This window comes from Mycobacterium lentiflavum (assembly GCF_022374895.2).
Taxonomy (GTDB): domain Bacteria; phylum Actinomycetota; class Actinomycetes; order Mycobacteriales; family Mycobacteriaceae; genus Mycobacterium; species Mycobacterium lentiflavum.
Genome location: NZ_CP092423.2, coordinates 3,680,954 through 3,706,541, shown reverse-complemented (window position 1 = coordinate 3,706,541; position 25,588 = coordinate 3,680,954). Strand labels below are relative to the sequence as shown.

Below are 25,588 nucleotides of genomic sequence, written 5' to 3'. Positions count from 1 at the left end.
GCAGATGCCGATGTTGTTGGCGGGGGCGTTACCCGACGGGCCCGGCGCGGCGATGCAGTTCACCGCGGGCGGTGGCCGGGCGGGTGCGGGGGTGTGGTCGAGGGCGGTGTGTTGGGCCACCAGCTGGCTTGGCGTAGGAGTGTGGCGATGGCGGGGACGGTGAGGGTGCGCACGAGGAAAGTGTCGAGCAGCAGTCCGCAGCCGATGATGAATCCGGCTTGGACCATGATGGCCACCGAGCCGACCATCAGGCCAAACATGCTGGCGGCGAAGATGAGTCCCGCTGAGGTGATGACCGAGCCGGTGTTGGCAACGGTACGTAGTACGCCGACGCGGATATTGCGTCCTGATTCTTCACGCAGCCGCGACACGAGAAGCATGTTGTAGTCGGCGCCGACCGCGACCAGGATGATGAACGCCACCAGGGGCACCGGCCAGGCGATGGGATAGCCCAGCTCCCATTGGAATAGAAGCACGCCGATGCCCAGTGCGGCGAGGTAGTTGAGCACCACGGTGCCCAGCAGGTAGAGCGGGGCCAGCACAGCGCGCAGCAGCAGTACCAGGATGAGCCCGACGATGAGCAGGGTAGCGATGGCCAGTTGGGCGAAGTCGGCGCGCAGCAGGCGTTGGATGTCGGAGTTGACGGCGGGGAATCCGGCCACTGACATGGTGGCGTGGGCTAACGCGGTGTTGGGCCGGGCGGCGTTGGCGATGTCGGTGATCTGGTGGGCGAGGTGGATTGCTTCGGCGCTGTAGGGGTCGAAATTGGATTCGATGGCAAAGCGCGCGGTTTTACCGTCTGGGGAGACAAATTGCTTTGCCACGTCGGCGAATTGGCGGTTTTCGAAGACGTTGCCAGGTAGGTAGAAGCCGCTGGAGGAATCCGAGCGGGCGCTGGCCCGGGCAGAGTTTTGCAGCTGGATGGCGATCTGGCTCATCCCGTAGAGCATGTCGATGTTGCTGTCGGCCAGGGTGTGCACGCCGGTCGCCAGTGCTTGGGCGCCCGAGGCAAGCTGGCCGACGCCGTCTGAAAGGCGCCGTATGTTGCCGGCAAGGTCGGCGGGGTCCCCGAGGGTTCCGAAGGCTTTGTCCAGTGCGCCGACGGCGGACTGGACGTTGGTGAGGGTGCCGGTGACGGTGGCGTTGGTGGCGGGGTTGTAGCGGTCGCCGAGGTCGGCGACCTCGGTGAAGAACCCATTGTCACGCAGGCTCACCAGAATCTGGACTTGGTCACGGATCTGGGTGCACTGCGGTGTGGTGGCACACCACGGGGAGCTGTTGAGGGCGCCGGCGAGGGGGTCGAGGACGGCGATGGCGTTTTGAGCTTGGTCGGCCAACGGGCGCAGCCCGGGGCCGGATTGGATGGCTTGATCGACGGCGGGGGCGGTGGCCGAAAGCTGTTGCAGCAAAGGCCGCAACTGCTGGGCCTGGGTGGCGGCAGACTGGGCCTGGGTGAGTATTCCGGTTAGCGGAGTCAGGGCGGTGCGCAGGGTGGTGTCGAGTTGGGCCAGGCCCTCCGCGAGTTGGCTGGCGCCGTTGGTGAGTTTGGTGAGGTCGTCTTTTCGGGTGTTGCCGTCGGCGACGGCGCGGGCCATCTTGTCGCCGATCTGAGCGTTTTGCCATGAGAGTTGGGCTTGTTCGAGGCGGGTTCCGGTGGGGCGGGTGACTCCGGATACTTTGGTGACGCCGGGGATTTGCGCGATGCGGGAGGCCATTTCGTCGAGGTCGGCCAGCCCCTTTGCGGTGCGCATGTCGGTCGGGTTTTCCACGACCAGGAATTCGGTGACGATGCTGTCTTTGCGGAAGTGGCGGTCCAGCAGGCGGTAGCCCTGGTTGCTGGCGGTGCCGGCCGGCTGGCCTTTGCGGTCGTCGTAGCTGATCTTCATGGTCGCCGCGACCGCGGTCAGGGCCAGCAGGATGACCAGGCTGGTGATCAACAGCGGTACCGGCCGGCGGACCACCGCGACTGCGACGCTGTTCCAGTAGCGCCGGGTGCGGTCAGATTTGGGTTCGCCGATGCCTCTTTTAGCGGCCAGTGACAGCACCGGTGGCAGCAGCGTGATGGTGGCTGCGAACCCGACCAGCACGGCGACCGCGCAGGCCGGACCGAGGGCGGCGAACACGCTCAGGCGGGCGAACACCATGGTCAAGAAGGCGAACGCCACGGTGGCCGCCGAGGCCAGGATCACCCGGCCGATGCTGGCGGTGGCGTGGATGACGGCTTGATCGGCGGGAACCTGGGCGCGGCGCTGCTCGTGGTATCGGCTGATCAAAAACACCGTGTAGTCGGTGCCCGCGCCGAGCAGGATCGCGGTCATAAACGCCACAGTGAACTGGGAGACAGGCATGCCGATTTCGCCGAGCGCGGACAGTACACCGCGCCCCACGGCCAGGCTTGTCCCGATCACCAACAGCGGCAGCAGCGCGGTGAACACCGACCGGTAGACGATCAGCAGGATCAACGCGATCAGCCCGGCCGTTGCGATCGAGATCAGCAGTAGATCGTGTTCGGCAGAGGCGATCATGTCACTGAACGTCGTCGGCGGGCCCGTCACGTACGCGGTGGTCGACGAGCCGGCGAACACCTCTGCGACGAGGGCGCGCACCGCCTGCACCGATGCGGCCGCGGTGGGATCGCCCAACGTGCCGGCCACACCCACCGGCAGGTACCACGCCTTGCCGTCGCGGCTGACTGCCTGGGACGCGGTGACCGGATCGGCCAGCAAGTCTTTCACCAGCAAGACATGGCCGGTGTCGGCGCGCAGCCGCGCCAGCAGCTGGTCGTAGCGCTGCCGCGCCGAGGCAGTCAACCCGGCGGGGTCTTCCATCGCGACGAACACCACCGTCTTGGAACCCTGTTCACCGAAGGCCGCGCTCATCCGGTCCACTGTTTGCAACGACGGAACATCTCGCGGGAGAAGGTTCACCGACTGCTTGCGCACCACCGTCTCCAGCTGGGGAAACAGCACGGCCAGCAGCACGGCGACCAGCACCCAGGATCCGATCACCAGCGCCTTGTGCCTGACGGCGAATCCAGCCAGGCTCGCCAACCGCAGGCTGTATTCGCGTGATCCCACGAAACCGGCCGGTGGGGCGGGTCGGGAAAGGAGTGCAGTCGCACTTTCTGTGGAACCGACGGTCACATACACCTCCAGCCGAAAGCGAGACTAGTAGTCTCGCTACGCTACTATCAGTACCACAGCGGGGGGTCGCGCGGCGATTCAGGTGTCGCTTCATCTCACCGATCGGCCATCGCGCGGCTGGCACGTCGGGATCGGTCCGTATTTCTGGCGAAGTACCTGGCCAAAAGGCTTCGCGATTATCCTTTCGACTATGCCCAGTGAGTCCCTCCGAATGTCGTTTCGCCGGCACATGCGCGAACAAGTGTTGGACGCTGCGCGGGCCCTGACGATCGAGAAGGGCTGGGAGCGAGTACGGGTGAGTGAAGTCGCCGAGCTGGTGGGTGTCTCTCGTCCGACGCTGTACAAGGAGTTCACCGACAAGAAAGGACTCGGCGACGCGCTGATCGTCCGCGAAGGCGAGCAATTCTTGGATGGCGTTCGCGCGGTGCTCGAAGAGCATGCCCGCGACGCCGGTGCAGGCATCATGGCCGCCGTCCGCTACACCCTGGACGAGGCGGAGTCCAGCCCGTTGCTGAAAGCGGTACTGACCTCCAACCGGGGGACCGACGCCGGGCCCGGGTCGCCCGACACCGGGGTGTTGCCGCTGCTGCCGACATCGGCGTCGCTGCTCGAGTTGTCCTCGGCAACGATGATCAAGTGGTTCATCGGCCATTTCCCGGGGCTCGACGCCCAGGATGTACGGGATGTCGTCGACGCCTTGGTCCGGCTGACCGTCAGCCACCTGGTATTGCCCACTGACGACGCCGCAGCCACAGCGGGGCGTATTTCGCAGGTCGCGTTGCGGTATCTGCGACTGGACCACCCATCTGTGACAGATTGAGCCGAACTGTCTGAAGCTTGACATTTAACTGATCCCTGTAAATGATTTGGGGTATCGCCGGTTAGGCGCAGTCACGCGAGAACTGCCAGCGGTCGATGGCGATCTGTGTGTTCAGAGAAGTGCGAAGGAATGCTCATGACTGGGTTGTTGCACGCTCCGGTCGATAAGGCCCGCGAGCGCTTGTCGTCGGTGATTTTGGTTCCGGCCCCCCGCCGCGTCGAGGACGACTGGCGAGAGCTGAGCCGGCGGTGGCCGGTGCGCGATTTGGCGGCTCCACCGGCTGGCAGCGGTCTCAAGCCGGTTCCTGGTGACCCTGGGCTGCCTTTCGTTGGGCACACCTTGGACTACATCCGCTTTGGTTCCGAACTCGGCCGCGAACGCTATGCACGGCTTGGGCCGGTGACCTGGATGGGAGCTTTCGGCACCAAGATGGTGGTTATCGCCGGACCGGAGGCCACCCAACAGGCGCTGACCAGTAACGCAAAGGCGTTCTCGCAAGACGGCTGGAGCTTCCTCATCGATGCGTTTTTTCATCGCGGACTGATGTTGATGAGCTTCGATGAACACCGGATGCACCGGCGCATCATGCAGGAGGCGTTCACCCGGCCCCGGCTGGCCGGATACGTCAAACAGGTCGCCCCGTGCGTGCGCGCCACCGTTCCGGCCTGGCCGACCGGGCCATCGACTCGCCTGTATCGCCTGCTGAAGAACCTGACACTCGACGTCGCCACCGATGTGTTCATGGGCGGCCGCGGCAAGGACGAAAGCGATGCGGTCAATCGGGCTTTCATCGCGACCGTCCGCGCTGCTAGCGCCATCGTCCGCGCGCCGCTGCCCGGCACCCGGTATCGGGCCGGGATCCGTGGTCGACGGGTTCTGGAAGATTATTTCACCCGTCACCTGCCGCAGGCTCGCTCCGGAGGCAGCGACGACTTGTTCACCGCGCTGTGTCAGGCCCGCACAGAAGACGGCGAACAGTTCACCGACGCCGACGTCATCAACCACATGATCTTTTTGATGATGGCTGCCCACGACACCTCGACCATCACCACCACCGCCGTCGCCTACTTTTTGGCCAAACATCCCGATTGGCAGGACCGGGTGCGCGCCCAATCCGACGTCTTCGGCGACAAGGTTCTCGATATCGACGATTTGGAGGGCTTGACCGACCTCGACCTCGTCATCAAGGAGTCGCTGCGCCTTCTCGCCCCGGTGCCCCTGGTGATGCGAAAAACCGTCGAAGACACCGCCATTGCCGGCTACTACATCCCGGCCGGCACCCTGGTGGCCATCACTCCGGCGGTCAACCACTACGTCACCGACGTCTGGACCGAGCCCGACCGCTTCGATCCCCTGCGCTTCGACTCACAGCGGCGCGAGGACAACGCGCACCGTTTCGCCTGGATCCCCTTCGGCGGAGGCGCCCACAAGTGCATCGGGATGCATTTCGGCATGCTCGAAGTCAAGGCCATCTTGCACCAGATGCTGCGCACCTACACCTGGAGTGTGCGGCCCGACTACACCGCCAGGTGGGACAACACCTCGCTGCCCATCCCCGTCGACGGCCTTCCCGTCGACTTGCGCAGGCGATGAGCACGCAGGTGACAGTTCCACGCCCGCACTGTCTCTTGGCGGGCCGATATTGTCCCTAGCTCATTTCGACACGATTCTGCCCGGGCTGGCGTCGGCGCGAAATCCGCTGCGGTACAAGCAAACGTAGCCGCACAGCCGCCAGGCGATTCTGACGCCGAACTGATTTTTGACAGCGAATCTCGACAGGCTCGACAGCAGAAAGGCTTCTTGATGAACCTCAACTCGCCCTGGCGCACTTCAGAACTCGACGCAGTCCGCGAGCTGGCTGCCAAGTTCTGCGCCACTGAACTCGCACCTCACCGGGAGCGGTTCGCCCAACAGCACCACGTTGACCGGGCGTTGTGGCAGCGCGCCGGAGATCTCGGCCTGCTGTGTATGTCGATACCGGTCGAATACGGCGGTGGCGGCGGAACTTTCGCCCACGAAGCAGTGTTACTCGAAGAGCAAGCCCGCATCGCTGACAGCTCGTGGGGCGCGGGCCTGCACAGCGGCATCGTCGCGCACTACGTCCTTCAGTATGCCCAAGAAGAATTAAAGCAGCGCTGGCTGCCTAAAATGGCTTCCGGCGAACTTATCGGTGCGATCGCGATGACCGAGCCCGGCACCGGCTCCGATCTGCAGAATATCACCACGCGAGCAGTAGCGGAGGGCGACGACTATGTGATCAGTGGCTCCAAAACTTTTATCACCAACGGTCAACAAGCTGACCTCGTAATCGTCGTCGCCAAAACTGATCCAAATCACGGAGCCAGCGGCATCTCGTTGATCGTCGTGGAGGCCGACCGGCCCGGGTTCCGCCGCGGGCACGTCTTGAACAAGATCGGCCAGCACGGCCAAGACACCTCCGAACTGTTTTTTGACGCGGTGCGCGTGCCCAAGTCCCACCTGCTCGGCGAAACCGAAGGTCAGGGTTTCATCCAGCTGATGACTCAGCTGCCACAGGAGCGGTTGATCGTCGCAGTCGGTGCCGTCGCCGCCATGGAAACGGCGTTGCAGCACACCTTGCGTTACACCCACGAACGAGAAGCGTTCGGCCGCAATCTGTTCAGCTTTCAGAATACCAAGTTCACGTTGGCTGAAGCCGCCACCGAAACCCGCATCGCGCGTGTCTTCCTCGACCACTGCATCTGTTTGCATCTCGACGGCAAGCTCGATGTGCAAACCGTAGCGATGGCGAAGTGGTGGACGACAGACCACGCGATGACCGTCATCGATAATTGCTTGCAGCTGCATGGCGGCTACGGATACATGAACGACTACCCGATTTCTCGTCTCTGGGTCGACCAGAGAGTCCAGAAAATCTACGCCGGAACTAACGAAATCATGAAAGAGATCATCGCGCGATCCCTGTAGCCTGAGCTACCTTGCGCCCCCGCAAATCGCCATGCCGACTACCCTCTCAGCGACCACCGCGTCGCGCTGAGAAGGTCATGACCCGCAGTGGCGGTACCCGCGCTCACGTCACGAGATTTCCTCAACGCTGGGGGCGGATGATCGCTGACCTACACCGGCCCAGACTTCACCCATCGGATGACGGCTCGCAACTGAACGTGCCTCTTGCACAGTCTATTTCGACTCGGAAAGCCTCCCCCGCGGCATTGACTGTGACCTGCATCATGCTACAATGACCAGTGGTCATTATTTTTGACGGATCGCGACAAGGAGGTGGGATGCCGACGGTTACGTGGGCGCGTGTCGATCCAGCCCGTCGCGCAGCCGTGATAGAGGCGGCCGAAGCCGAGTTCGCGGCGCATGGGTTTTCAGGCGGCAGCCTGAACGTGATCGCACGCCGTGCGCTAGTGGCCAAGGGGAGCCTCTTTCAGTATTTCGCTGACAAACGCGACTTGTACGCATTCGTCGCCGACGTGGCTAGCCAGCGGGTGCGGTCGTATCTGGAGGTCCGTATCCGCGAACTCGATTCGAGCCGGCCGTTCTTCGACTTCCTCACCGACCTGCTCGACGATTGGATCACGTATTTCGCCGAGCATCCTCGCGAACGTGCTTTGCACGCTGCCGCGAGCTTGGAAGTCGATAGTGAGGCCCGCGTCAGCGTGCAGACGGTGGTTCACCGCCACTACCTCGAAGTGTTGCGCCCTTTGGTGCGTGACGCGCACACGCGCGGTGACCTGAACGCCGATGCTGATACGGCCGTCTTGTTGTCCTTGCTGCTGCTGTTGTTTCCGCATCTGGCGCTGGCGCCGCACGTCCGCGGGATGGATCCGGTCCTCGGCCTTGATGAGCCCACACCGGAGCAGCCGCATCTGGCGGTGCGCCGCCTGGTGTCAGTCATGGTGGCCGCGTTCGCGCCGTCATCCTCGCCACGCAGCGGTCCATGCGATGCCATGACTGAGCTGTCCCGCAGGCAGACAGCAGCGTGCACATGATGTGAAGGAGGCCCGAATCCACGTACCGCAAAAGTCCTACGCACTAATTTTCCTACGATGACAAGGAGGTCACAATCATGACGAGGTCCGATTATGGTTCGCTCGCAGAGGGCGGGCTCAACTGGGATAGTCTGCCGCTCAAGCTTTTCGCCGGCGGTAACGCGAAATTTTGGGACCCGGCGGCCATCGACTTCTCCCGCGACCGGGCGGACTGGGAGACATTGTCAGACAGCGAACGGGACTTGGCGGTGCGGCTGTGCGCGGCTTTTTTGGCCGGCGAAGAAGCGGTCACACAGGACATCCAGCCGTTCATGGCTGCGATGCGGGCCGAGGGCCGGCTGGGTGACGAGATGTATCTGACCCAGTTCGCGTTCGAGGAGGCCAAGCACACGCAGGGATTTCGGTTATGGCTTGATGCCATGGGGATTACCGACGACCTGCACGGCTATCACTCCCCGATTTACCGGAAGATCTTCAACGAGGAGCTGTCCGAATCACTCGGCGCCTTGGTCGCGGATCCGTCACCCGCTGCCCAAATCCGTGCGGCCACAACTTACAACCACATCGTTGAGGGGATGCTGGCGCTGACCGGCTACTACGCCTGGCATAAAATCTGTGTAGACCGCGGCATTCTTCCCGGTATGCAGGAGTTCATTGGCCGTATCGGTGACGACGAGCGCCGCCACATGGCGTGGGGCACGTTCACTTGCCGGCGTCACATCGCCGCCGACGACACGAACTGGTCGGTGTTCGAAACGCGAATGCAGGAGCTGATCCCGCTGGGCGTGCAGATGATCGAAGACCTCCTGGCCCCCTACGGCGAGCACATCCCGTTCGGCCTGACCGTCGACGAGTTGGCCAAGTACGCGACCGATAAAGGGATGCGCAGGTTGGGGACCATCGAGAGTGCCCGAGGACGCCCCGTCGCCGACATCGACGTCGACTACACGCCGGTGCAACTCGAAGACGAATTCGCCGATGAAGACCGCAAAGCGCTGGCCGGCGCTTCAGCCTGAGCTGTCGGGCTAGACAGCGACCCTCCCGGGCTGAGCAATCCCGTGCGGCCGCACCACTCAGTCAGCAACGTTCGCAAGCCGATTGTTGACGAAACGGCGTGTTGCTGCCTGGGTGCGGCCCAGCGGGCACCGCGCCGCCGGCGTTGCTGGTGTCGTGTTATCGGTCCGCCGGATGTCGTAATCAAGCTGCGGTTCACAAGGCCGTGCAATTAGTTGTTCCGACGAGATGAGGTTGAAATGGCTGTTTTTGCTGATGAGGATGAGGTTTACGCCTATCTGGGTGGGATTTTCCGACGTGGGCTGGATAAGGAGGGGTTGGCTGACAAGCTGGCGGGTTCGGGGGTGGTGTTGCGGGTTCATTACACCGATCCGGATGCGGTGGTGACGGTGGATATGCCTAATAAGGTCGTCGAGACCGGTGCGTCGAGTGCGGCGGTGCCCAATGTGGAGTTGTTCATGTCGGCGGACATGGGAAACAGGTTCTGGTTGGGGAAGGTGAACTTGACGGTCGCGATGGCCACGGGCACGGTGCGGGCCAAGGGTCCGGTGGCCAAGTTGATCAAGCTGATACCGCAGGCCAAGAATTTGTTTCCGGAGTATCGGCTGATGTTGGAGGCCGCGCAGCGTCGGGACCTCATCGATGCGTGAGCCGCAGCCCTGGACTGGTTTGCTGAGCGCGGTGGTGCCGCGGTGAAATCGACGATGCAGGACGTTCAGTTGGGTGTCGCCGGGATCGTCGGGCATGCGGCGACGGTGCATGGCGAGCGGGAGGTGTTCAGCGCGCGCGGTCCCGGCGACATTTCTCGGGTGACTTACCGGGAGTTGGCGGTTCGGGCGGCCCGGCTGGCCAACGCGTTGCGTCAGGTCGGTGTGCGCGGTGATGAGCGGGTCGCGACGTTGCAGTGGAGCAATCAAGAGCACCTGGACAGTTACGCCGCGGTGCCGTCGATGGGCGCGGTGCTGCACACGTTGAATCTGCGGTTGCCGCCGCAGCAGTTGGCGTGGATCGCCAACGATGCCGATGACCGGGTGGTCATCGTCGATGACACGGTGCTGGGCGTGCTGGCGGCGGCGCTGCCGACGATGGCGTCGGTTCATACGGTGCTGGTCACCGGTGAGGGTGATCTGGCGCTGTTGGATGGTTGCGGGAAAACCGTGCTGCGCTACGAGGAGCTGGTGGCGGGCCAGCCGGAGACCTTCGACTGGCCCGATCTTGACGAGCGCGCCGCCGCGGCGATGTGCTATACGAGCGGCACCACCGGTCACCCGAAAGGAGTGGTTTACAGCCATCGCTCGACGTGGCTGCATTCGCAGGCCGCCTGCACGGCGAACGCGTTGGGCATCGGTCATGACGACACGGTGTTGGCCATTGTGCCGATGTTTCACGCCAACGCCTGGGGGCTGCCCTATGCGGCGATGATGGCCGGCGCGCAGCTGGTGTTGCCGGATCGGTTCTTGCAGGCCGCGCCGCTGGTGGAGATGATCGAGGCGACGAGGACGACGATGTCGGGTGCGGTGCCGACGATTTGGACCGACATCTTGCACTACCTGGGCGACAATCCCGGCCATGACTTGAGTTCGTTGAAGTTGGTGGCGTGCGGGGGATCTGCGGTGCCGCGGTCGTTGATGAGCGCGTTTGACGAGTTGGGCATCCGGATCGTGCAGGCGTGGGGTATGACAGAAACCTCGCCGCTGGCCTCGGTGGCCCTGCCGCGCCACACCGACCCCGCCGATACCGCGCAGCGACTGCGGGCGACGCAGGGTCGGGTGGTGGCCGGCGTGCAATCCCGCATCGTCGACGACACGGGCGTCGAACAGCCTTGGGACGGCGAGTCGGTCGGGGAGATCCAGGTGCGCGGTCCGTGGATCACCGAACGCTACTACGGCCAGGACACCGCAGCGGTTACTGCCGACGGGTGGCTGCCGACCGGTGATGTCGGCACGATCTCTGAGGATGCGTTCATCACGTTGACCGACCGGGCCAAAGACGTGATCAAGTCCGGCGGTGAATGGATTTCCTCGGTGGAACTGGAAAACGAATTGGCCGCGCACCCCGGGGTGCGTACCGCGGCGGTCATCTCCGTGCCCGACCCCAAATGGCAGGAACGGCCGCTGGCGGTCATCGTGCCACACGCCGGGCACACAGTCACCGCCGCGCAACTGGCGGACTTTCTGCGCGACCGAGTGGCCAAGTGGTGGCTGCCGGAGCGGTGGACGTTCGTCGCCGAGGTCCCGTTGACTTCGACCGGCAAGTTCGACAAAAAAACACTCCGCCGGCAGCACGCCGACGGCGCGTTGGTCATCGAGACCCTCGGTTGATCTTGTCCCGTCGATAAATAGGAACATCCAGTGCAAGGAGTGAAACGGTGAAGACACGCGCAGCGATTCTGTGGGATCTGGGCCAGAAATGGGAGGTCGAGGAGGTTGAGCTCGATCCCCCCGGTCCCGACGAGGTGCTGGTCCGGTTGACCGCGACCGGGTTGTGTCACTCCGATGAACACCTGGTCACCGGCGACCTGCCCATCCCGCTGCCGGTGGTGGGCGGACACGAAGGTGCCGGCACTGTGGCCGCGGTCGGGCCCGGCGTCGACGACGTCGCAGAGGGCGATTCGGTCGTTTTGACGTTCCTGCCCGCGTGCGGACGCTGCTCGTATTGTGCGCGCGGCATGGGCAACCTGTGCGAGATGGGTGCGGCGATCATGATGGGACCCCAGATCGACGGCACCTACCGCTTCCACGCCCGCGGCCAGGACATCGGTCAGATGTGTTTGTTGGGAACGTTTTCCGAGTACACCGTGGTGCCGCAAGCCTCACTGGTCAAAATCGACGCCGCAACCCCGCTGGACAAAGCAGCCTTGATCGGGTGCGGTGTCACCACCGGGTACGGGTCGGCGGTGCGCACCGGGGAGGTGCGCGCCGGGGACACCGTGGTCGTGGTGGGGGCGGGCGGTATCGGCATGAACGCCATCCAGGGCGCCCGCATCGCCGGAGCGTTGACGATCGTCGCGGTCGACCCGGTCGCGTTCAAACGCGAGCAGGCCGCCCGCTTCGGCGCGACGCACACTGCTGCCACGATCGATCAGGCGTGGGCATTGGTCAGCGATCTGACCCGAGGCAAACTCGCCGACGTGTGCGTGTTGACCACCGACGTGGCCGAGGCGTCCTACATCGGTGAGGCGCTGTCATTGGTGGGAAAGCGGGGCCGGGTGGTGGTGACCGCGATCGGGCACCCCGACGACGCCTCGATGTCGGGATCGCTGCTGGAATTGACGTTGTACGAGAAGCAGATCCGCGGCGCGCTGTACGGGTCGTCCAACGCCGTCCACGACATCCCGCGGCTGGTCGAACTCTACAACGCCGGGCAACTCAAACTCGACGAGCTGATCACCCGGGAATACACCCTCGAGCAGATCAACGAGGGATACGACGACATGAGATCAGGCCGCAACATCCGCGGACTCATCCGATTCTGACGAGCGAAAGGCGCGAAAGGCTTTGGGCACAGGACAGATCGCCTACCGGCACCGAATGGGTGGGCACTGCGGGTCGTCGGCGCTGCGGGACCTCACCGAATGGGCCGAACTCGGCTGGGGATCTGAGCCGCCAACCGAGGGGCTGGTGTTCGCTCTCGGTGGTGCCGTGGACTTCAGCTACATCCGCTGCGCCCGGTTGCGGCCGCAGATCTATCTGGTGGGGCGTGGAGGCGGGCTGGAAGAGGACTACCTGACCCGTATCGGCGCCGGGCTGCGGGTGGCCTCGACTGATGACGCCGACGTCGGCTGGGCATGGGTGACCGGCGAGATCGACGCCGGCCGGCCGGTGATGGTGTGGGCCGACATCGCCGAGCTGCCCTATCTTCGGGTGCGGTTGAGCATGAGCCGCCACGATGTCGTGATCGTCGGCTACGACGACGATCATCAACTGGCCTATGTTGTCGACAACGACCGGGACACCATCCAAAGCGTTCCGTATGAGAACCTGCGACGCGCCCGGTGCTCGACCGGGTTCCCGGTGCCGACCCGTCACACCACCTATCTGATCGACTGGCCACGCCACGTTCCCGAACTGGCCGTGATCAGCGGGCCCGCGCTGGCAGCCAGCGCGGCGTCGATGCGCGGCGAGGCCGACGGGCCGCCGCTTCTAAATTTCAACGACGCCGACCTGGCAGGGGTCGGGTTACCTGGTGTGCGGGTTTTCGCCGACGACGTGCGCTGCTGGCCTGACTATTTCGACGACGATGCGCTCGCAGAAGCACTGTTCGGGCTTGGCGCGTTCATCGAAAAGGCCGGTACCGGTGGCGGACTGTTCCGCCGCCTGCAAGCTCACGGCTGCCAGCACATCGCCGAGTTGCTGGACAACGACGCGGTCGCCATCGCGGCAGCAGCGGCCCGTGGAGCAGCCGACCTGTGGACCGCTGTCGCCGAGAAAGCCATGGACAACAGCCTTTCGGTGCGGGACCGCTGTGCTGCGGCGGCCCATCTGGCCGCCGGACTGCCCGAAGCCGAGCGGTGTCTTGCCGAGGCCTTGGACCACGCGGCGCGATCGCTGACAGGCCATATCGCGATCGAGGCGAGGACAAAAGGCGCTCAGTGACCGACACATCCACCGGGCAGCACCCGAGTTTTCTGGCAACGACGGAGTTCCTGGACTGGCGCCACGACAATGTTCAGCGCTTCACCCGGGCGGCGATCGGCGACAGCCACGATCCGGTGACACGAGCCCAACGCATCTTCACCGCTGTCCGCGACACGATTTGGTACGACCCCTACAGCGTCGATGACGATCCCGGTCACTACCGAGCCAGCTACGTCGCCACCGCTACCCGCGCCTACTGCGTCCCCAAGGCGGTCCTGCTCACCGCGGCGGCCCGCGCCGCGGGTATACCAGCCCGACTGGGTTTCGCCGATGTGCGCAACCACCTACAAACCGACACGCTGCGGGCCCGCATGGGCGGTACCGACCTGTTCGTCTACCACGGCTACAGCGAACTTTTCGTCAACAACCGCTGGGTCAAGGCGACACCGGCGTTCAACGCCGAACTATGCGCCCGATTCGGTGTGCCCCCAATCGACTTCGACGGCGAACACGACGCACTCCTGCACGCCTTCGACAGCGAAGGCCACCACCACATGGAATACCTTCACGACCGCGGCTGGTACCACGACCTGCCCTTCACCGAAATCATCAACGAACTCCGACAGCGCTACGGCCCGCTCATGCACACCCACCCCACCGAGCACGACACCTTCGCCCGATAAGCGGCAGCCGCCTGGCAGCGGGAATGAAAGTCGCTCACGTCAGAACATGCCGAAATAGGTTGCAGCACGGCGTGATTGACTGTACCCCTGTATCGGCGGTGGCAGCTTCGACGTCGGGGATCCGGTTACCGGCGTGTTTGTCTCTGGATGAGACTAGGCCCTTGGCGCGTCGGCCGGCTGCCCGATCCGCTGGGCGCCGTCGGCGTCGAACAACTCGGCTGCCCAGCGGCGCAGGACGTCGGCGCTGTCCCAGTCGTCAGGGTGAAACCCGGGGCAAGTGTAAGAACGGAAGCGTTGCACCGCCTCGGGACTGAACATGGGGGAACGACGAAATGCCCTCAGGCTGGCCCTCATTCGTCTCGGATGATATGCAGCACGGTCAGTCGCCATAGACCGGAGCGTTTGGGCGATCAACTCGGTGAACAAGATCAGCGAAGCGACGCGCATTCCCCAGACGCGGGTGCGTTCGGTGGCCCCGATCGTCCGTAAGACATCAAAAGCAACGGCCTTGTGCTCGGACTCCTCGAACGCATGCCACAGCAGGATCGGCCGGACCTCGGTGTCGCCGATCAGTTTCTGGGCTTCATCACTGGTCAAGATGATCTCGGCCAGTGTCGCCGTGTAGTGCTCGAGAGCGGCGGTGACAGCCAGGCGCAGGACCGGGGAGAAGCGCTGCTCCAACCGGGCAACCAATTTTTTGATGTGCCGATCGATCCGGTCGGTCGGATAACCCATCGCCTGCAACCGCTCGTTGAGCAGCCGATGCTGATAACGGTGGGTGGCCTCCTGCGCGATGAATCCCGTGACCGCCTCCTGAAGGTCAGGGTCGCTGATCTGGTCACGGTACTGGCGCACTGACCGAATAAAAAAGTCTTCGCCTTCGGGAAACGTTGCCGACAAGGTCGAAATAAAGTGACTCATCACCAGCTCGCCGCCCACGAAATGCTGGCGAGTGGTGCCCGAAGGCAATGCGAAACGGACCCGGCGGGCCTTGGGCAGCACCCGTGTTCTCGACGATATCGACGACTCGTTGCTCATCACGCTGCCCCTTGTTCGTAGTGGACAAATCTGACTTTACGTCTAGTCAGATGTGGGTGCAAGACTATGCGTGTGCGTTCGGTCCGGGTGTACAGCGGAATGTCGGCCGAGCAGCGTCATCGCCGCCGCCGCGAGCGCTTGATCAATGCTGCCGTGGAGTTGATCGGCACCCGGGGCGTGACGGCGGCCACGGTGACGGCGGTGTGTGCAACCTCGGGGGTAACCTCGCGGTACTTCTATCAACACTTCACCGATCGGGACGAGCTGTTGCGGGCGGTCTACCAGCAGCTCTACGCCACCTTCCAGGAGGTAATAGTCCAAGCGATCCCCGACGCGGGAGCGACCCCCGAGGTGTTGGCACACGCTCCGATTCGCGCGCTGATCACGATGATCGAAAGCGACCGGCGGCTGGGCCGGCTTTTGTTTGTCGAATCGGCAACCGAACCGCTGCTACGTGAATTGCGCAGCCAACTCATGGCTGGATTCGCCGACCTCGTGCTGCGCGAGGCTAGAGTGCGCCTCGATATTCCAGACTCCGCAGTAAGCGTCGCCCATCTGGCGTCGACCCTGGGGGTGGGCGGGCTGTTCGAGGTGCTGCGCCGCTGGCTCGACGACGAACTCGACTTCCGCACCGACGAACTCGTGGCCCACTGCGCAGGCTTCCTCGGAAGCCTCGGCGCCTACGTGCTGTCACTCAATACCAGTGAGACCACGCCGGCAGCCACTCACCGTCGCGCCGGCGGCGCAGCGGCAGGCGACTCGCAGTAGGGATGGGTTCAGCGGGCAGCGTCACGACTTTGCCGCAATGGTGCGGTCCAGAAAGTCCGCGACTGCCGCGGTGAAGGCGTCGTTGTCGTCGCCGGCGACCATGTGGGCTGTGCCCGAGACGTCCACTGTCTGGGCATGCGGTACGACCTGCAGGAATTCATCGACCGATTGCTGCGATGTGACGTCGGAGAGCACACCGCGCACCAGCAGCGTCGGCGCCCGTACGCGGCGGGCTCCGTCGACCAGCAGGTCGGTGATGGCGTTGAACTCCTCGGCACCGGCCGCGGGATCGCCGCGCAAGAAGTGGAAGTTGGAGGTCACGAAAGCCGGGTCCCATCGCCAGATCCACCGATTGTCCTCGCGCTGCCGTAACACTTTGCGGAGTCCGTTCAGACTGCGCGGCCGTGCGCGGTGTGGGTTGTATTCGGCGATGGATTCGGCCGCCTCGTCGAGGCTGCCGAATCCATCAGGGTGGGCGGCCATGAACGATACGACACGGCGTGCTCCGTCGAACTCGATGCGCGGGGTGATGTCGACCAGGATTACTGCGGCCCACAGGTCTGCGGCTGCGAGTCGGTGCGCCCCGAGAACGGTCATGCCGCCCAGAGACGCACCCACCACCGCTACGGGGCGGTCGCTTGACGCTTGCGCACGTACGGCCAGAAGATCCGACGCCAGCACGTCGAGATCGTAGTGTCCGGTGGGATCCCAGGCGCTGTCTCCGTGACCACGGGCGTCATAGGCGATGACGGTGTAGCCAGCTTCGTGTAACTGGTGCGCGGTGGCCGCCCACGCCTGGCGGTTTTGACCTCCGCCGTGTAGCAGGAGGACGACAGCGGGGGAATCGGGATGCCGGTAACAATCCGCGGCAAGCCTAACACCGTCGTTGCCGTTGAAGTGCGTGAGCGTCATCGGCGCAGCCGTGCGAATCGGGCAGCTAGAGCCGTCAGGGGAATGCTGACTTTCGCGCTCACGTCGACCCCGGTCGTTGGGCGCACCACGGTTACGGTTCCTTGGGCGGCGCGCACTGCGCTCCCGTCGTTGCTGATGTCGATTCTGCCGACCCCGCTACGCTTTTCCAGCGCGATGATCTCGACCACGGCGACGCACACGCGGTGTGACACGGGCGCAAGCCGTTTCAGCTTGAACTCCGTGATCGCGGCCCATGATCCGGCCGGGATGACTGGATAGAACACCACACCCAGGCAGTGGTCGACCATCGCGGTCGGGCATCCGCCGAGCGGATCGCCGAACGCAGTCAAACAGGTCAGCGCGGGCATCCATCTCCACCACCAGTCGCCCGGCGCTGAACTCGGTGTGGCGAAACCCAGATAACCGGATAGCCTCTTCCGCGACCGCCAAAGCGTTCTGCGCAAACTGCACGGTTAGCGCTCTCGAGCGGCGTCGGAGTCAATCGTCATGACTTAAGACACTACTTAAGATTTGTTGCATGCCGCCAGACTCGGCGGTGGAAAGCAACGACGGCAGCAGGAAACGGCGCAGGAAGGTGTTCACGCCGTCGGGACTGCGCTGGCGGGGGCCGCGCACCGCGATCAGACTGAGGATGACGCGCAGAATCCACTCGGCGGCGTCGTCAACTGACACCCCCGACCCTAATTGATCCCCACCACTCTTTGAAGACCGGTCGTAGGAATTCGGCGACGAGGTCGAATAGTGCCACCGACGTGCCTTCGGCCAACCCGACACCGGCTAAATCGTTGGCGCTGCCGAACAACACACCGATGATCGGCTCGCGGTGAGCCGCCCGTACCGTCTCCTCGACGAAATCGACGCTCGCCGGACCTAAATCGGCATGTTCAGCGATGCGCGGAGCAATGCGTCGCAGGTAGCGCTCCGTTGCCCGCAGGATGAAACCGGACACGACGGACTCGCGATTGGAGAAGTAGCGGTACACCGTGGCGCGCGAGACCCCGGCACGCCCCGCGATGTCCTCCATGGTGGTGCCCGACTGCCCCCTATCCCGCAAACAGTCTTCGGCGGCGTCGAGCAGGCGATCCGTGGGGCCACCGCTCGGGTGGCCGCAGGCGCCTGACCCCGCCGCGATGATGTCATCGCCACGATGCACCTGACTCGAACCGACCAGCGACGTAACGAAAGCGAATTGGCGGCCCTCCCGCTTTCGGATGCGACATCATCAGTCTTCTGTCGCATTGCCACAGACTCCGGCCACCACCGACAAGGCCCTCGGCGATGCCGCAACGATGCGCATGCCCAATACCGTCGCCTTGGGTCACGGTCGTCGGGCCGTTGATGACAATGCCAGATTGGCCAATATCCGCCGGGTGGCTCGAGTGATGCGATCGCGGGTCTGTGACGCCGAGGCCCGTCGGCCGATGAAAGCGGTCAAATTCGCCAGCCAGATGTCGGCGATGACCCCGGCGACACGTCGATCGAGAAGGCTGGGCGTGCCGCCGGCGAGGGTGCCGCCAGGAGATCTTCGATGACCCCGGCGGCCTCGTTCACCACGTCAGCCGCGGTGCTGTCAGTGACCCGGAAAGCCTTGACCATGGCTTCGGTAAGCAGTGGATCGCGCTGCCAGCGGTCGTGCAGATAGGCGCTGAGCCGGTCTAGGGCGTGTCTGACAAAGATTTGGGGTGTTGTGCCTGAGGCTTGAGCTATGTCGCGGTTTCAGTTGCTCACCGATGCTCAGTGGTCCTTGATCGAAGATCTGCTTCCGGCTCGGACAGGTAAGCGGGGCAGGCCCTTTCAGAATGCCCGCTCGATGGTCGAGGGCATCATTTACCGTTACCCGGTGCGGCATGTCAACGGCGGGGACACGGGGTCAGTTTTCAGACGACGCCAACACGGCATTGCCTGGCGAGACGTGCCCGATGTGTTCGGGCCATGGCAGTCGATCTGGACCTGGCATCGAAGAATGAGTGCCGAAGGCACCTGGGATGTCGTGCTGGCCCGGTTGCTGACCGCCGCCGCCGACGCCGGGATCATCGACTGGGCTGTGGCGGTGGATTCCACGATCGCTCGTGCTCACCAACACGCCACGAACATCACCCGCGACACGGGGGGCTGGGTCGAATTACACGAATCTGACGATCGAGCCGCCTGACCACGGCATTGGCCGCTCCCGCGGCGGATTGACCAGCAAAATTCATCATCTCGTCGACGGCCGCGGACGACCCTTGGTGGTGCTCGTGGGCGCCGGCCACGCCCACGACGGACCGGTGTTGGAGCATTTGCTCGCACACTTGAAAGTGGACCGCCGCCGCGGCGGCCGACCACGGACCCGCCCCGATCGCCTCCGCGGCGATAAGGCCTACTCCAGCCGAGCAACACGAACACGGCTACGCCGCCGCGGCATCGGTGCGGTCATTCCCGAACCATCCGATCAGATCGCCCACCGCAAGCGCCGAGGTGCACGTGGCGGCCGGCCCCCAGCCTTTAACGCCGAGGATTACAAGGGCCGCAACGTCGTTGAACGAAACTTCAATGACGTCAAGCAATGGCGCGGGCTGGCCACTCGCTACGACAAACTCGCCCTCGTCTACCGCGGCGCAGCGGTCCTGCGCGCCATCACCCTCTGGCTATCCCATTTGTCAGACACGCCCTAGTTGTACCCGGTCATGACGTTGGTAGCAGGCGTGTCGGCTTGATGTGAGGAGAACCCCCGGGTGGGGTGTGGCTTGTCGAGGTCCATCACCGTCCGGAGGTTCTCATGTCTCACCGTAATGCCCGTACCACCTTTCGCGGCCGGCTGCTGATCGTGCAACGGCATCGAGCGGGTTGGGCCAAAGCTCGTATCGCCGAGGCGATGGGCTTGTCGCGCAAGTGCGTGCATACCTGGATCACCCGGTTCGATGCTGACGGACAAGCGGGTTTATTTGACCGGTCCTCGCGGCCTCACACGATGCCCACACGAACCCCGCAAAGCCTGGAGAACCGGATCGTAGCCTCGCGCCAGCGCCACCGGTGCGGCCCGGATGAGATCGCAGAAAAGCTCGGTGTGAGCGCCCGTACTGTGTCACGGGTGCTCCGCCGACGCGGGGTGCCGTATCTGCGGGACTGCGACCCGATGACGGGCGAGCTGATACGTTCCTCGAAGTCCACGGCCGTGCGCTATGAGCGGCTGCGACCGGGCGAGCTGGTCCACATGGACGTCAAAAAGCTCGGCTGCGTCCCCGAAGGCGGGGGTTGGCGGGCTCTTGGCCGTGCCAATAGGGTGCGAGACCACAAGGCGGGCATCGGCTTTGACTACGTCCACTCTCTAGTCGACGACTATTCCCGGCTGGCCTACAGCGAGATTCTTCCCGACGAGAAAGGCCCAACTTGCGCCGCCTTTTTGCAGCGGGCAGCCGCGTACTTTCGCGATCACGGCATCCCCGCCATCGAATGCGTCATGACCGACAACGCCTGGGCCTATCGCTGGTCGCTGCGCGCGATCTGCGCCGAGATCGGCGCCAGTCAGATCTTCATCAAGCCGCACTGCCCTTGGCAGAATGGCAAGGTCGAGCGCCTAAACCGCACCCTGCAAACCGAATGGGCCTACCGACAGGTCTTCACCTCCAACGCCCAGCGTGCCGCAGCCCTTGCCCCCTGGCTCAAGCACTACAACACTGAACGCCGTCACAGCGCACTCGGCGGGCTACCGCCCGTCAGCAGACTGCGACCAACCTTATGACCAGGTACACCCAGTCGCTGCGCGGGCGTAGCGGCGCCGGCCGTCCAGTGCCAGCCTGCCTCCACACGGTGAAATTGACGCGTCAGCGCGACCGCCAGCAGGTAATTCTTCGACGGAACGTAGCGATACAACGTGCCCACGGCCATGCCGGCATGTTTGGCAACTGCGCGCATTTGCACGGCGTCGTAGCCGCCCACCGACGCCAATCTCACCGCCTCATCCAGCAACGCTTCCCATCGCTCCGCTGCCAGGTGCGGTGCGGCGCTCACGCCGCGCGCAGGCGACGCATTGGCGCCAAATTTCTTCGTGGCTGGGTGAGCGCGCAAGTCCGGTGAGCTCATCGAGCCAGGCCGTTTCGGGACACCCCATCGCGACCGAATTGCTCCAGCAGGCCGCCAAAACCGGACACGTCGCCGTGAGCGGCGAAATGTTCGGCGTCGACCAGCACGAACACCGCATCGGCGGTGAAGCGGATGATCCCATCGCCGCCGACGCCAGCGGCTCTGACGTGCAACGCGCGGCCCTGTCGCATCTCAATGTGGGCCGTGATCCGATGAGGCTGGTTCAGTGGAACCGGCAGCAAGTACTCGACAGTCAGGCGGCGAGTGACTGCCGGGGCTCCAATGAGCCACGGCGTAAAACCCAGCACGTCGTCGCACGCCGCAGCAACAGCACCACCGTGGGCAAGCCCGGGAGCGCCGACGTGGCGGTCGGTGAACGTCACATCGGCGTATACCGAATCGCCACTGCGATGTGCCACCAAATGCAGGCCATGCGGATTCTGCGGCCCACAACCCAAACATGTCGAAGTGTGGTAGGGCAGCAATTGCGGGACCGACACCGGCAAGTCGCCGGGCGCGCTACCCTCGTCGACCAAGCGATCAGACAAACTAACGGCCTTTCGCTACCATCGGTTTCGCTCCGATACTGCCGGAACTATAGCGGGCTCCACATGGAACCGTCAGCCAGGAGCATGGTCAACCGCGAAGCGAGGAAGAATGAGCAGCCTGCCGCAAGCCCACAGCGCCGGCGTCGACGATGTCGACCCGCGGCGAACTCGATCCCGCAACCGGCTTCTCGACGCCGCAACAGCCTTGCTCACCAGCGGCGGCATCGAAGCCGTCACCGTCGACGCGGTGACCAAAGCCTCCAAAGTCGCCAAAACCACCCTTTACCGCCAATTCAACAGCTCGTCACACCTGCTCGCGGCCACTTTCGAACGGCTACTTCCCCAAGTCGAATCACTGCTACCCGCCCCAGGCTTGCTGCGCGAACAACTCATTGAGCTGCTGACCCGCCAGGCCGGCGTCTTCGCTGAGGCGCCGCTGCACGTCACCGTCCTGGCCTGGCTCGCGCTTGGCCCCGCCGCGCCAGCTGAACAGCACGCCTCCACGGCCCTGCGCGCCCGCGTCATCGAGCAGTACCGCTGGCCCTTCGACGCCGTTCTGCAACACGCCACAGCACGAGCCGAACTCGACGACTTCGACCCACAACTGGCTTTGTGCCAACTCATCGGCCCGCTGGCATTCGCGCGAATAACCGGCCTGCGCGCCACCACCGCCGACGACTGCGCACGCATCGCCGACGACTTCCTAGCCGCTCACCGATCTGTCGACAGCCCAGCACGCGGGACTATCTCGCTAACGGTGTTTCCGGCGGTTTCCATCAGTAGGTTTCGGCTGCCGGGAATCGGTCGCCGAAAGTGATTGCAAACGCATTCAGCGCTGGCTTCCACCGCATCATCCATCGTGCCCTGCCAACACCGGTCGGGTCCAGGGATCGGGTCACGAGATATAGGCACTTCAACGCGGCCTGCTCAGACGGGAAATGCCCTCGTGCCTTGATCGCTCGCCGGTAGCGGGCGTTGAGGGACTCGATGGCGTTGGTACCCGGTATGAAATGGGGTGGAGGCCCACGTGGTTCTGTCTTGCCTGGTCAGACGTACTAGGCATACGGTGCGACCGTCCGGAACAGGGGCCTTCGGGGAACACGTATGGGCAGGCCGTTCTTGCTCGATGGGCTGCGAGCCCGTGTTAGTAGTTGGCCGCCCCTGCGACTTGTCCGGCTGCGCTGCGAGCGCGTATCCGTAGGTGTCGTTCCGTCCCAGCGGTTCCCCGGCCAAGTGATCAGCACGGAAGGGAGAACCAGGCGGTGGTCAGATATGTCGGCATGGATGTGCACCGCGAGTTCGCGCAGCTGGCGGTGGTCGAGGACGGGATCCTCCGCGACGAAGGCAAGATCGGAGTGACGCCAGAAGCATTGCGGGCGTGGGCGTCTGAACTACGCCCGGATGATGAGGTGGCGTTGGAGGCCACCGGAAACAGCGATGCGATCGCTACTCTGCTCACACCGCTGGTGGCCCGTGTGGTGGTGTCGAACCCGTCGAAGACGCGGGCGATCGCCGAGGCGAAGGTGAAAACCGACAAGGTCGATGCGCGGATCTTGGCGCAGTTGCTGGCAGCGGATTTTCTGCCACCGGTGTGGCTGCCCGACGATCGGACCCGCAGTCTGCGCCGGCAGGTGATGCGTCGTGCTCACGTGGTGCGTCAACGGACTCGGCTGAAGAATCAGGTGCACGCGATCCTGGCCCGTAACCTCGCACCGACGCCGCCGGTGTCGGATTTGTTTGGCAAGACCGGTCGGCACTGGCTCTCGCGTCAGCCGTTACCTGCCGATGAACGCGCCAGCGTGCAGGCGTTGTTGCGTCAGTTGGACTTTCACGCCCATGAACTCGCTTTGGTCGATAGAGAGCTGGCCCAAGAAGCGCTCACCGATCCGATGGTGGCCCGGTTGATGACCATCCCTGGTGTCGATGCGATCGCCGGCATCTCCATTGTGGCCGCGGTCGGCGACTTCTCTCGGTTCGACGATCCCGACAAGTTAGTGGCCTATATCGGGCTCAACCCGAAGGTGCGCCAGTCCGGGAATTCCGCGCCGGTGCACGGTCGGATCAGCAAAGCCGGCCGCGCCCATGTGCGTGGTGTGCTGGTGGAGGCGGCCTGGTCGGCCAGTCGCGCACCAGGGCCCTTGCGTGCGTTCTATCAGCGCATCAAATCCCGACGCGGATTTCAGACCGCGATCGTGGCCACCGCCCGCAAGATGACGGTGCTCGCATGGCATTTGGTGACCAAGGACCAGGACTACGCCTTCGCTCGACCAGGGCTGGTCACCCACAAGCGCCGAAAGCTCGAACTGGCCGCCGGGGCGCCGTCACGCCGCGGCAACTACCGCCAGCCCGGCGCGGCCTATAACAGCAAGCACCGCCGCGACGAAGAGAACGCGGTCGTCGAACAGGCCGAACGTGCCTACGAAGTCCTCGTCGCCCACTGGCAACCCCGCAAACCCGCCACCAATCACCGCTCACCTTGACGATTTCATCCGTCGAGCAGATCACCCGGCGGATCTCCACGTCGTAGTCCAGGAACGGGATGAACTCGTTCCAGGCGTTATCCCAGAGCCGGATCACCGCTGGGTAACGCTGTCCCCACTTCTCGGCCAGCTCGTCGAAGGCTGTGCGGGCCGCGGTGGCGTTGACCGCGGTGTAGATCGGTTTGATATCACGTTTGATCTCGTCCCAGTATTTACGGGAGGTGAGCCGAAACGTGTTGCGTATCAGGTGAATAATGCAGGTCTGCACGATCGCCTGCGGCCAGACGTTACCGACCACTTCGGGCAGCCCTTTGAGTCCGTCGCAGACGACGAAGAACACGTCCTTGATGCCACGGTTGCGCAGATCGGTGAGCACGCTCATCCAGAACTTCGCGCCCTCACCACCAGTGCCTGCCCATAGGCCCAGGATGTCGCGTTCGCCGGCCAGGGTGACGCCAATGGCAGCGTAGAACGGTCGGTTGGCGACCTGACCGTCGCGGACCTTCACCACGATCGCGTCAATGAAGATCGCCGCGTAGGTCTCATCCAGTGGCCGCACCGCCCAGTCATTCATCTCGTCGATGACTTTGTCGGTGATCCGGCTGATCGTCTCCTTGGATACCGAAGCGCCATAGATTTCGGCGAAATGCGCTGAAATCTCGCCGGTGGTCAAGCCTTTGGCGTACAGCGACAACACCACCTCATCGACGCCTGAGAGCCGTCGTTGGCGCTTTTTGACGATCTGGGGCTCGAACGTCGCGGCCCGATCTCGTGGCACATCGAGCTCAACGGGGCCGGTGGTGTCGGTCAGCACCGTCTTGGCGCGGGTGCCGTTACGGATGTTGCCCGCGCCCACTCCGGCCGGGTCATGTTTCTCATAACCCAGGTGCTCGGTCATCTCCTCGTTGAGTGCGGTCTCGATCACCGTCTTGGTCAGCTGCTTGAGCAGCCCGTCCGGTCCGGTCAGCGACAGCCCCTGCTCCTGCGCCAACCGGACCAGCTCGGCCGCAGCCTGCTGCTCGGCCGATTGCTCAGCCTGCTTCTTCTTGGTCACATCATCCAGTGTCGTCATCACGGCACCTTCCTCGCCGAGGAACCCTCAGCGTGTTAGGCCGGAAACACCGTTAAATCCACAGTCCCGCACGCATCAACACCACGAAGTGTGACGTGGCGGGGCTGTCTGATTAACGGTGGATCCGACCTTGGCATTTGTTAGTTGCCGGTCGGGGTGATCCGGCCGTTGAAGGTGATTGCGAACGCGTTGAGTGCGGGCTTCCACCTCATTGCCCATCGTGCCCTACCTCGCCCGGTCGGATCTAGTGATCGGGTAACGAGATACAGGCATTTCAGGGCAGCTTGGTCGGTAGGGAAATGCCCGCGGGCGCGAATCGCGCGCCGGTAGCGGGCGTTGATCGACTCCACGGCGTTGGTACCCGGTATGAAATGGGGTGGAGGCCCACGTGGTTCTGTCTTGCCTGGTCAGACGTACTAGGCATACGGTGCGACCGTCCGGAACAGGGGCCTTCGGGGAACACGTATGGGCAG

The 25,588-nt window shown here is 63.9% G+C and carries 23 protein-coding genes and 5 pseudogenes; 16 read left to right on the top strand and 12 right to left on the bottom strand.

The window, feature by feature from the left end; translation table 11 throughout:
- Positions 1 to 59: 59 nt before the first annotated feature.
- On the bottom strand, positions 60 to 3,143 hold the full coding sequence (locus tag MJO58_RS17365; RefSeq protein WP_408632638.1) for an MMPL/RND family transporter: 3,084 nt from the start codon (positions 3,141 to 3,143) through the stop codon (positions 60 to 62).
- 229 nt (positions 3,144 to 3,372) lie between these two features.
- On the opposite strand from MJO58_RS17365, the gene MJO58_RS17360 reads away from it, so the two are divergent.
- The 10 genes from MJO58_RS17360 (at position 3,373) to MJO58_RS17315 (ending at position 14,214) form a co-directional block, all read left to right on the top strand.
- Positions 3,373 to 3,963: a TetR/AcrR family transcriptional regulator gene (locus MJO58_RS17360; protein ID WP_042792061.1), complete on the top strand. Its 591-nt coding sequence runs from the start codon at positions 3,373 to 3,375 to the stop codon at positions 3,961 to 3,963.
- A 135-nt stretch (positions 3,964 to 4,098) separates the two neighbouring features.
- On the top strand, positions 4,099 to 5,556 hold the full coding sequence (locus MJO58_RS17355; RefSeq protein ID WP_042792062.1) for a cytochrome P450: 1,458 nt from the start codon (positions 4,099 to 4,101) through the stop codon (positions 5,554 to 5,556).
- Between the two features lie 210 nt (positions 5,557 to 5,766).
- Positions 5,767 to 6,909, top strand: coding sequence for an acyl-CoA dehydrogenase family protein (locus MJO58_RS17350; protein ID WP_180150374.1), 1,143 nt, complete (start codon positions 5,767 to 5,769; stop codon positions 6,907 to 6,909).
- Between the two features lie 317 nt (positions 6,910 to 7,226).
- Positions 7,227 to 7,940, top strand: a complete 714-nt coding sequence (locus MJO58_RS17345) for a TetR/AcrR family transcriptional regulator (RefSeq protein WP_051472933.1) — start codon at positions 7,227 to 7,229, stop codon at positions 7,938 to 7,940.
- 77 nt (positions 7,941 to 8,017) lie between these two features.
- On the top strand, positions 8,018 to 8,956 hold the full coding sequence (locus MJO58_RS17340; RefSeq protein ID WP_042791989.1) for a R2-like ligand-binding oxidase: 939 nt from the start codon (positions 8,018 to 8,020) through the stop codon (positions 8,954 to 8,956).
- Between the two features lie 237 nt (positions 8,957 to 9,193).
- On the top strand, positions 9,194 to 9,604 hold the full coding sequence (locus tag MJO58_RS17335; RefSeq protein WP_042791990.1) for an SCP2 sterol-binding domain-containing protein: 411 nt from the start codon (positions 9,194 to 9,196) through the stop codon (positions 9,602 to 9,604).
- 54 nt (positions 9,605 to 9,658) lie between these two features.
- Entirely contained in the window at positions 9,659 to 11,275 is a 1,617-nt protein-coding gene (locus MJO58_RS17330) for a long-chain fatty acid--CoA ligase (protein ID WP_042909773.1), read from the top strand.
- A 47-nt stretch (positions 11,276 to 11,322) separates the two neighbouring features.
- On the top strand, positions 11,323 to 12,429 hold the full coding sequence (locus tag MJO58_RS17325) for an NDMA-dependent alcohol dehydrogenase (RefSeq protein ID WP_042791991.1): 1,107 nt from the start codon (positions 11,323 to 11,325) through the stop codon (positions 12,427 to 12,429).
- 55 nt (positions 12,430 to 12,484) lie between these two features.
- Positions 12,485 to 13,549 carry a BtrH N-terminal domain-containing protein gene (locus tag MJO58_RS17320; protein WP_051472934.1) on the top strand — a complete coding sequence of 355 codons (1,065 nt, stop codon included), beginning with the start codon at positions 12,485 to 12,487 and terminating at the stop codon, positions 13,547 to 13,549.
- Positions 13,546 to 14,214, top strand: a complete 669-nt coding sequence (locus MJO58_RS17315) for a transglutaminase-like domain-containing protein (RefSeq protein ID WP_042791992.1) — start codon at positions 13,546 to 13,548, stop codon at positions 14,212 to 14,214. Before MJO58_RS17320 ends, MJO58_RS17315 begins: the two co-directional genes overlap by 4 nt.
- 153 nt (positions 14,215 to 14,367) lie before the next feature.
- On the opposite strand, the gene MJO58_RS17310 is transcribed toward MJO58_RS17315, so the two are convergent.
- Entirely contained in the window at positions 14,368 to 15,252 is an 885-nt protein-coding gene (locus MJO58_RS17310; protein WP_042792065.1) for a metal-dependent hydrolase, read from the bottom strand.
- A 66-nt stretch (positions 15,253 to 15,318) separates the two neighbouring features.
- On the opposite strand from MJO58_RS17310, the gene MJO58_RS17305 reads away from it, so the two are divergent.
- Complete coding sequence (locus tag MJO58_RS17305) at positions 15,319 to 16,020, top strand: TetR/AcrR family transcriptional regulator (RefSeq protein WP_473143630.1); 702 nt, start codon at positions 15,319 to 15,321, stop codon at positions 16,018 to 16,020.
- Positions 16,021 to 16,041: 21 nt separating this feature from the next.
- Here the strand turns inward: MJO58_RS17305 and MJO58_RS17300 are convergent, their stop codons facing one another.
- The 5 genes and pseudogenes from MJO58_RS17300 to MJO58_RS17285 form a co-directional block, all read right to left on the bottom strand.
- Positions 16,042 to 16,932 (bottom strand): alpha/beta fold hydrolase, encoded by an 891-nt coding sequence (locus MJO58_RS17300; protein ID WP_042791994.1) that lies wholly within the window; start codon positions 16,930 to 16,932, stop codon positions 16,042 to 16,044.
- Positions 16,933 to 17,003: 71 nt separating this feature from the next.
- Positions 17,004 to 17,403 (bottom strand): annotated as a pseudogene (locus MJO58_RS17295) (PaaI family thioesterase); the annotation flags it as partial.
- Positions 17,404 to 17,430: 27 nt separating this feature from the next.
- Complete coding sequence (locus MJO58_RS28960) at positions 17,431 to 17,625, bottom strand: hypothetical protein (protein ID WP_408632637.1); 195 nt, start codon at positions 17,623 to 17,625, stop codon at positions 17,431 to 17,433.
- Complete coding sequence (locus MJO58_RS17290; RefSeq protein WP_420845654.1) at positions 17,615 to 18,106, bottom strand: TetR/AcrR family transcriptional regulator; 492 nt, start codon at positions 18,104 to 18,106, stop codon at positions 17,615 to 17,617. The genes MJO58_RS28960 and MJO58_RS17290 overlap by 11 nt, the downstream gene beginning before the upstream one ends.
- 165 nt (positions 18,107 to 18,271) lie before the next feature.
- Positions 18,272 to 18,630: pseudogene (locus MJO58_RS17285) on the bottom strand (hypothetical protein).
- A gap of 28 nt (positions 18,631 to 18,658) precedes the next feature.
- Here MJO58_RS17285 and MJO58_RS28955 point away from each other — a divergent pair.
- The 3 genes from MJO58_RS28955 (at position 18,659) to MJO58_RS17275 (ending at position 20,674) form a co-directional block, all read left to right on the top strand.
- Complete coding sequence (locus MJO58_RS28955) at positions 18,659 to 19,105, top strand: IS5/IS1182 family transposase (RefSeq protein WP_042791995.1); 447 nt, start codon at positions 18,659 to 18,661, stop codon at positions 19,103 to 19,105.
- Positions 19,023 to 19,607, top strand: a complete 585-nt coding sequence (locus tag MJO58_RS28950; protein WP_408632635.1) for an IS5 family transposase — start codon at positions 19,023 to 19,025, stop codon at positions 19,605 to 19,607. Before MJO58_RS28955 ends, MJO58_RS28950 begins: the two co-directional genes overlap by 83 nt.
- A 104-nt stretch (positions 19,608 to 19,711) precedes the next feature.
- Positions 19,712 to 20,674, top strand: a complete 963-nt coding sequence (locus tag MJO58_RS17275; RefSeq protein ID WP_042792067.1) for an IS481 family transposase — start codon at positions 19,712 to 19,714, stop codon at positions 20,672 to 20,674.
- Here the strand turns inward: MJO58_RS17275 and MJO58_RS17270 are convergent.
- Both MJO58_RS17270 and MJO58_RS17265 read right to left on the bottom strand, forming a co-directional pair.
- Positions 20,620 to 20,943: a TetR family transcriptional regulator gene (locus tag MJO58_RS17270; protein ID WP_239720143.1), complete on the bottom strand. Its 324-nt coding sequence runs from the start codon at positions 20,941 to 20,943 to the stop codon at positions 20,620 to 20,622. The genes MJO58_RS17275 and MJO58_RS17270 overlap by 55 nt on opposite strands.
- A 68-nt stretch (positions 20,944 to 21,011) precedes the next feature.
- Complete coding sequence (locus MJO58_RS17265) at positions 21,012 to 21,521, bottom strand: PaaI family thioesterase (protein ID WP_042792068.1); 510 nt, start codon at positions 21,519 to 21,521, stop codon at positions 21,012 to 21,014.
- 151 nt (positions 21,522 to 21,672) lie between these two features.
- On the opposite strand from MJO58_RS17265, the gene MJO58_RS17260 reads away from it, so the two are divergent.
- On the top strand, positions 21,673 to 22,380 hold the full coding sequence (locus MJO58_RS17260) for a TetR/AcrR family transcriptional regulator (RefSeq protein ID WP_051472936.1): 708 nt from the start codon (positions 21,673 to 21,675) through the stop codon (positions 22,378 to 22,380).
- On the opposite strand, the pseudogene MJO58_RS17255 reads toward MJO58_RS17260, so the two are convergent.
- A pseudogene (locus tag MJO58_RS17255) lies at positions 22,340 to 22,570 on the bottom strand (transposase); the annotation flags it as partial. The gene MJO58_RS17260 and the pseudogene MJO58_RS17255 overlap by 41 nt on opposite strands.
- A gap of 273 nt (positions 22,571 to 22,843) precedes the next feature.
- On the opposite strand from MJO58_RS17255, the gene MJO58_RS17250 reads away from it, so the two are divergent.
- Positions 22,844 to 24,043 carry an IS110 family RNA-guided transposase gene (locus tag MJO58_RS17250; protein WP_082278410.1) on the top strand — a complete coding sequence of 400 codons (1,200 nt, stop codon included), beginning with the start codon at positions 22,844 to 22,846 and terminating at the stop codon, positions 24,041 to 24,043.
- Here MJO58_RS17250 and MJO58_RS17245 read toward each other — a convergent pair.
- Together MJO58_RS17245 and MJO58_RS17240 are read right to left on the bottom strand one after the other, a co-directional pair.
- A pseudogene (locus tag MJO58_RS17245) lies at positions 24,018 to 25,115 on the bottom strand (IS256 family transposase); the annotation flags it as partial. The gene MJO58_RS17250 and the pseudogene MJO58_RS17245 overlap by 26 nt on opposite strands.
- Before the next feature lie 140 nt (positions 25,116 to 25,255).
- Positions 25,256 to 25,483: pseudogene (locus MJO58_RS17240) on the bottom strand (transposase); the annotation flags it as partial.
- Between the last annotated feature and the right edge of the window lie 105 nt (positions 25,484 to 25,588).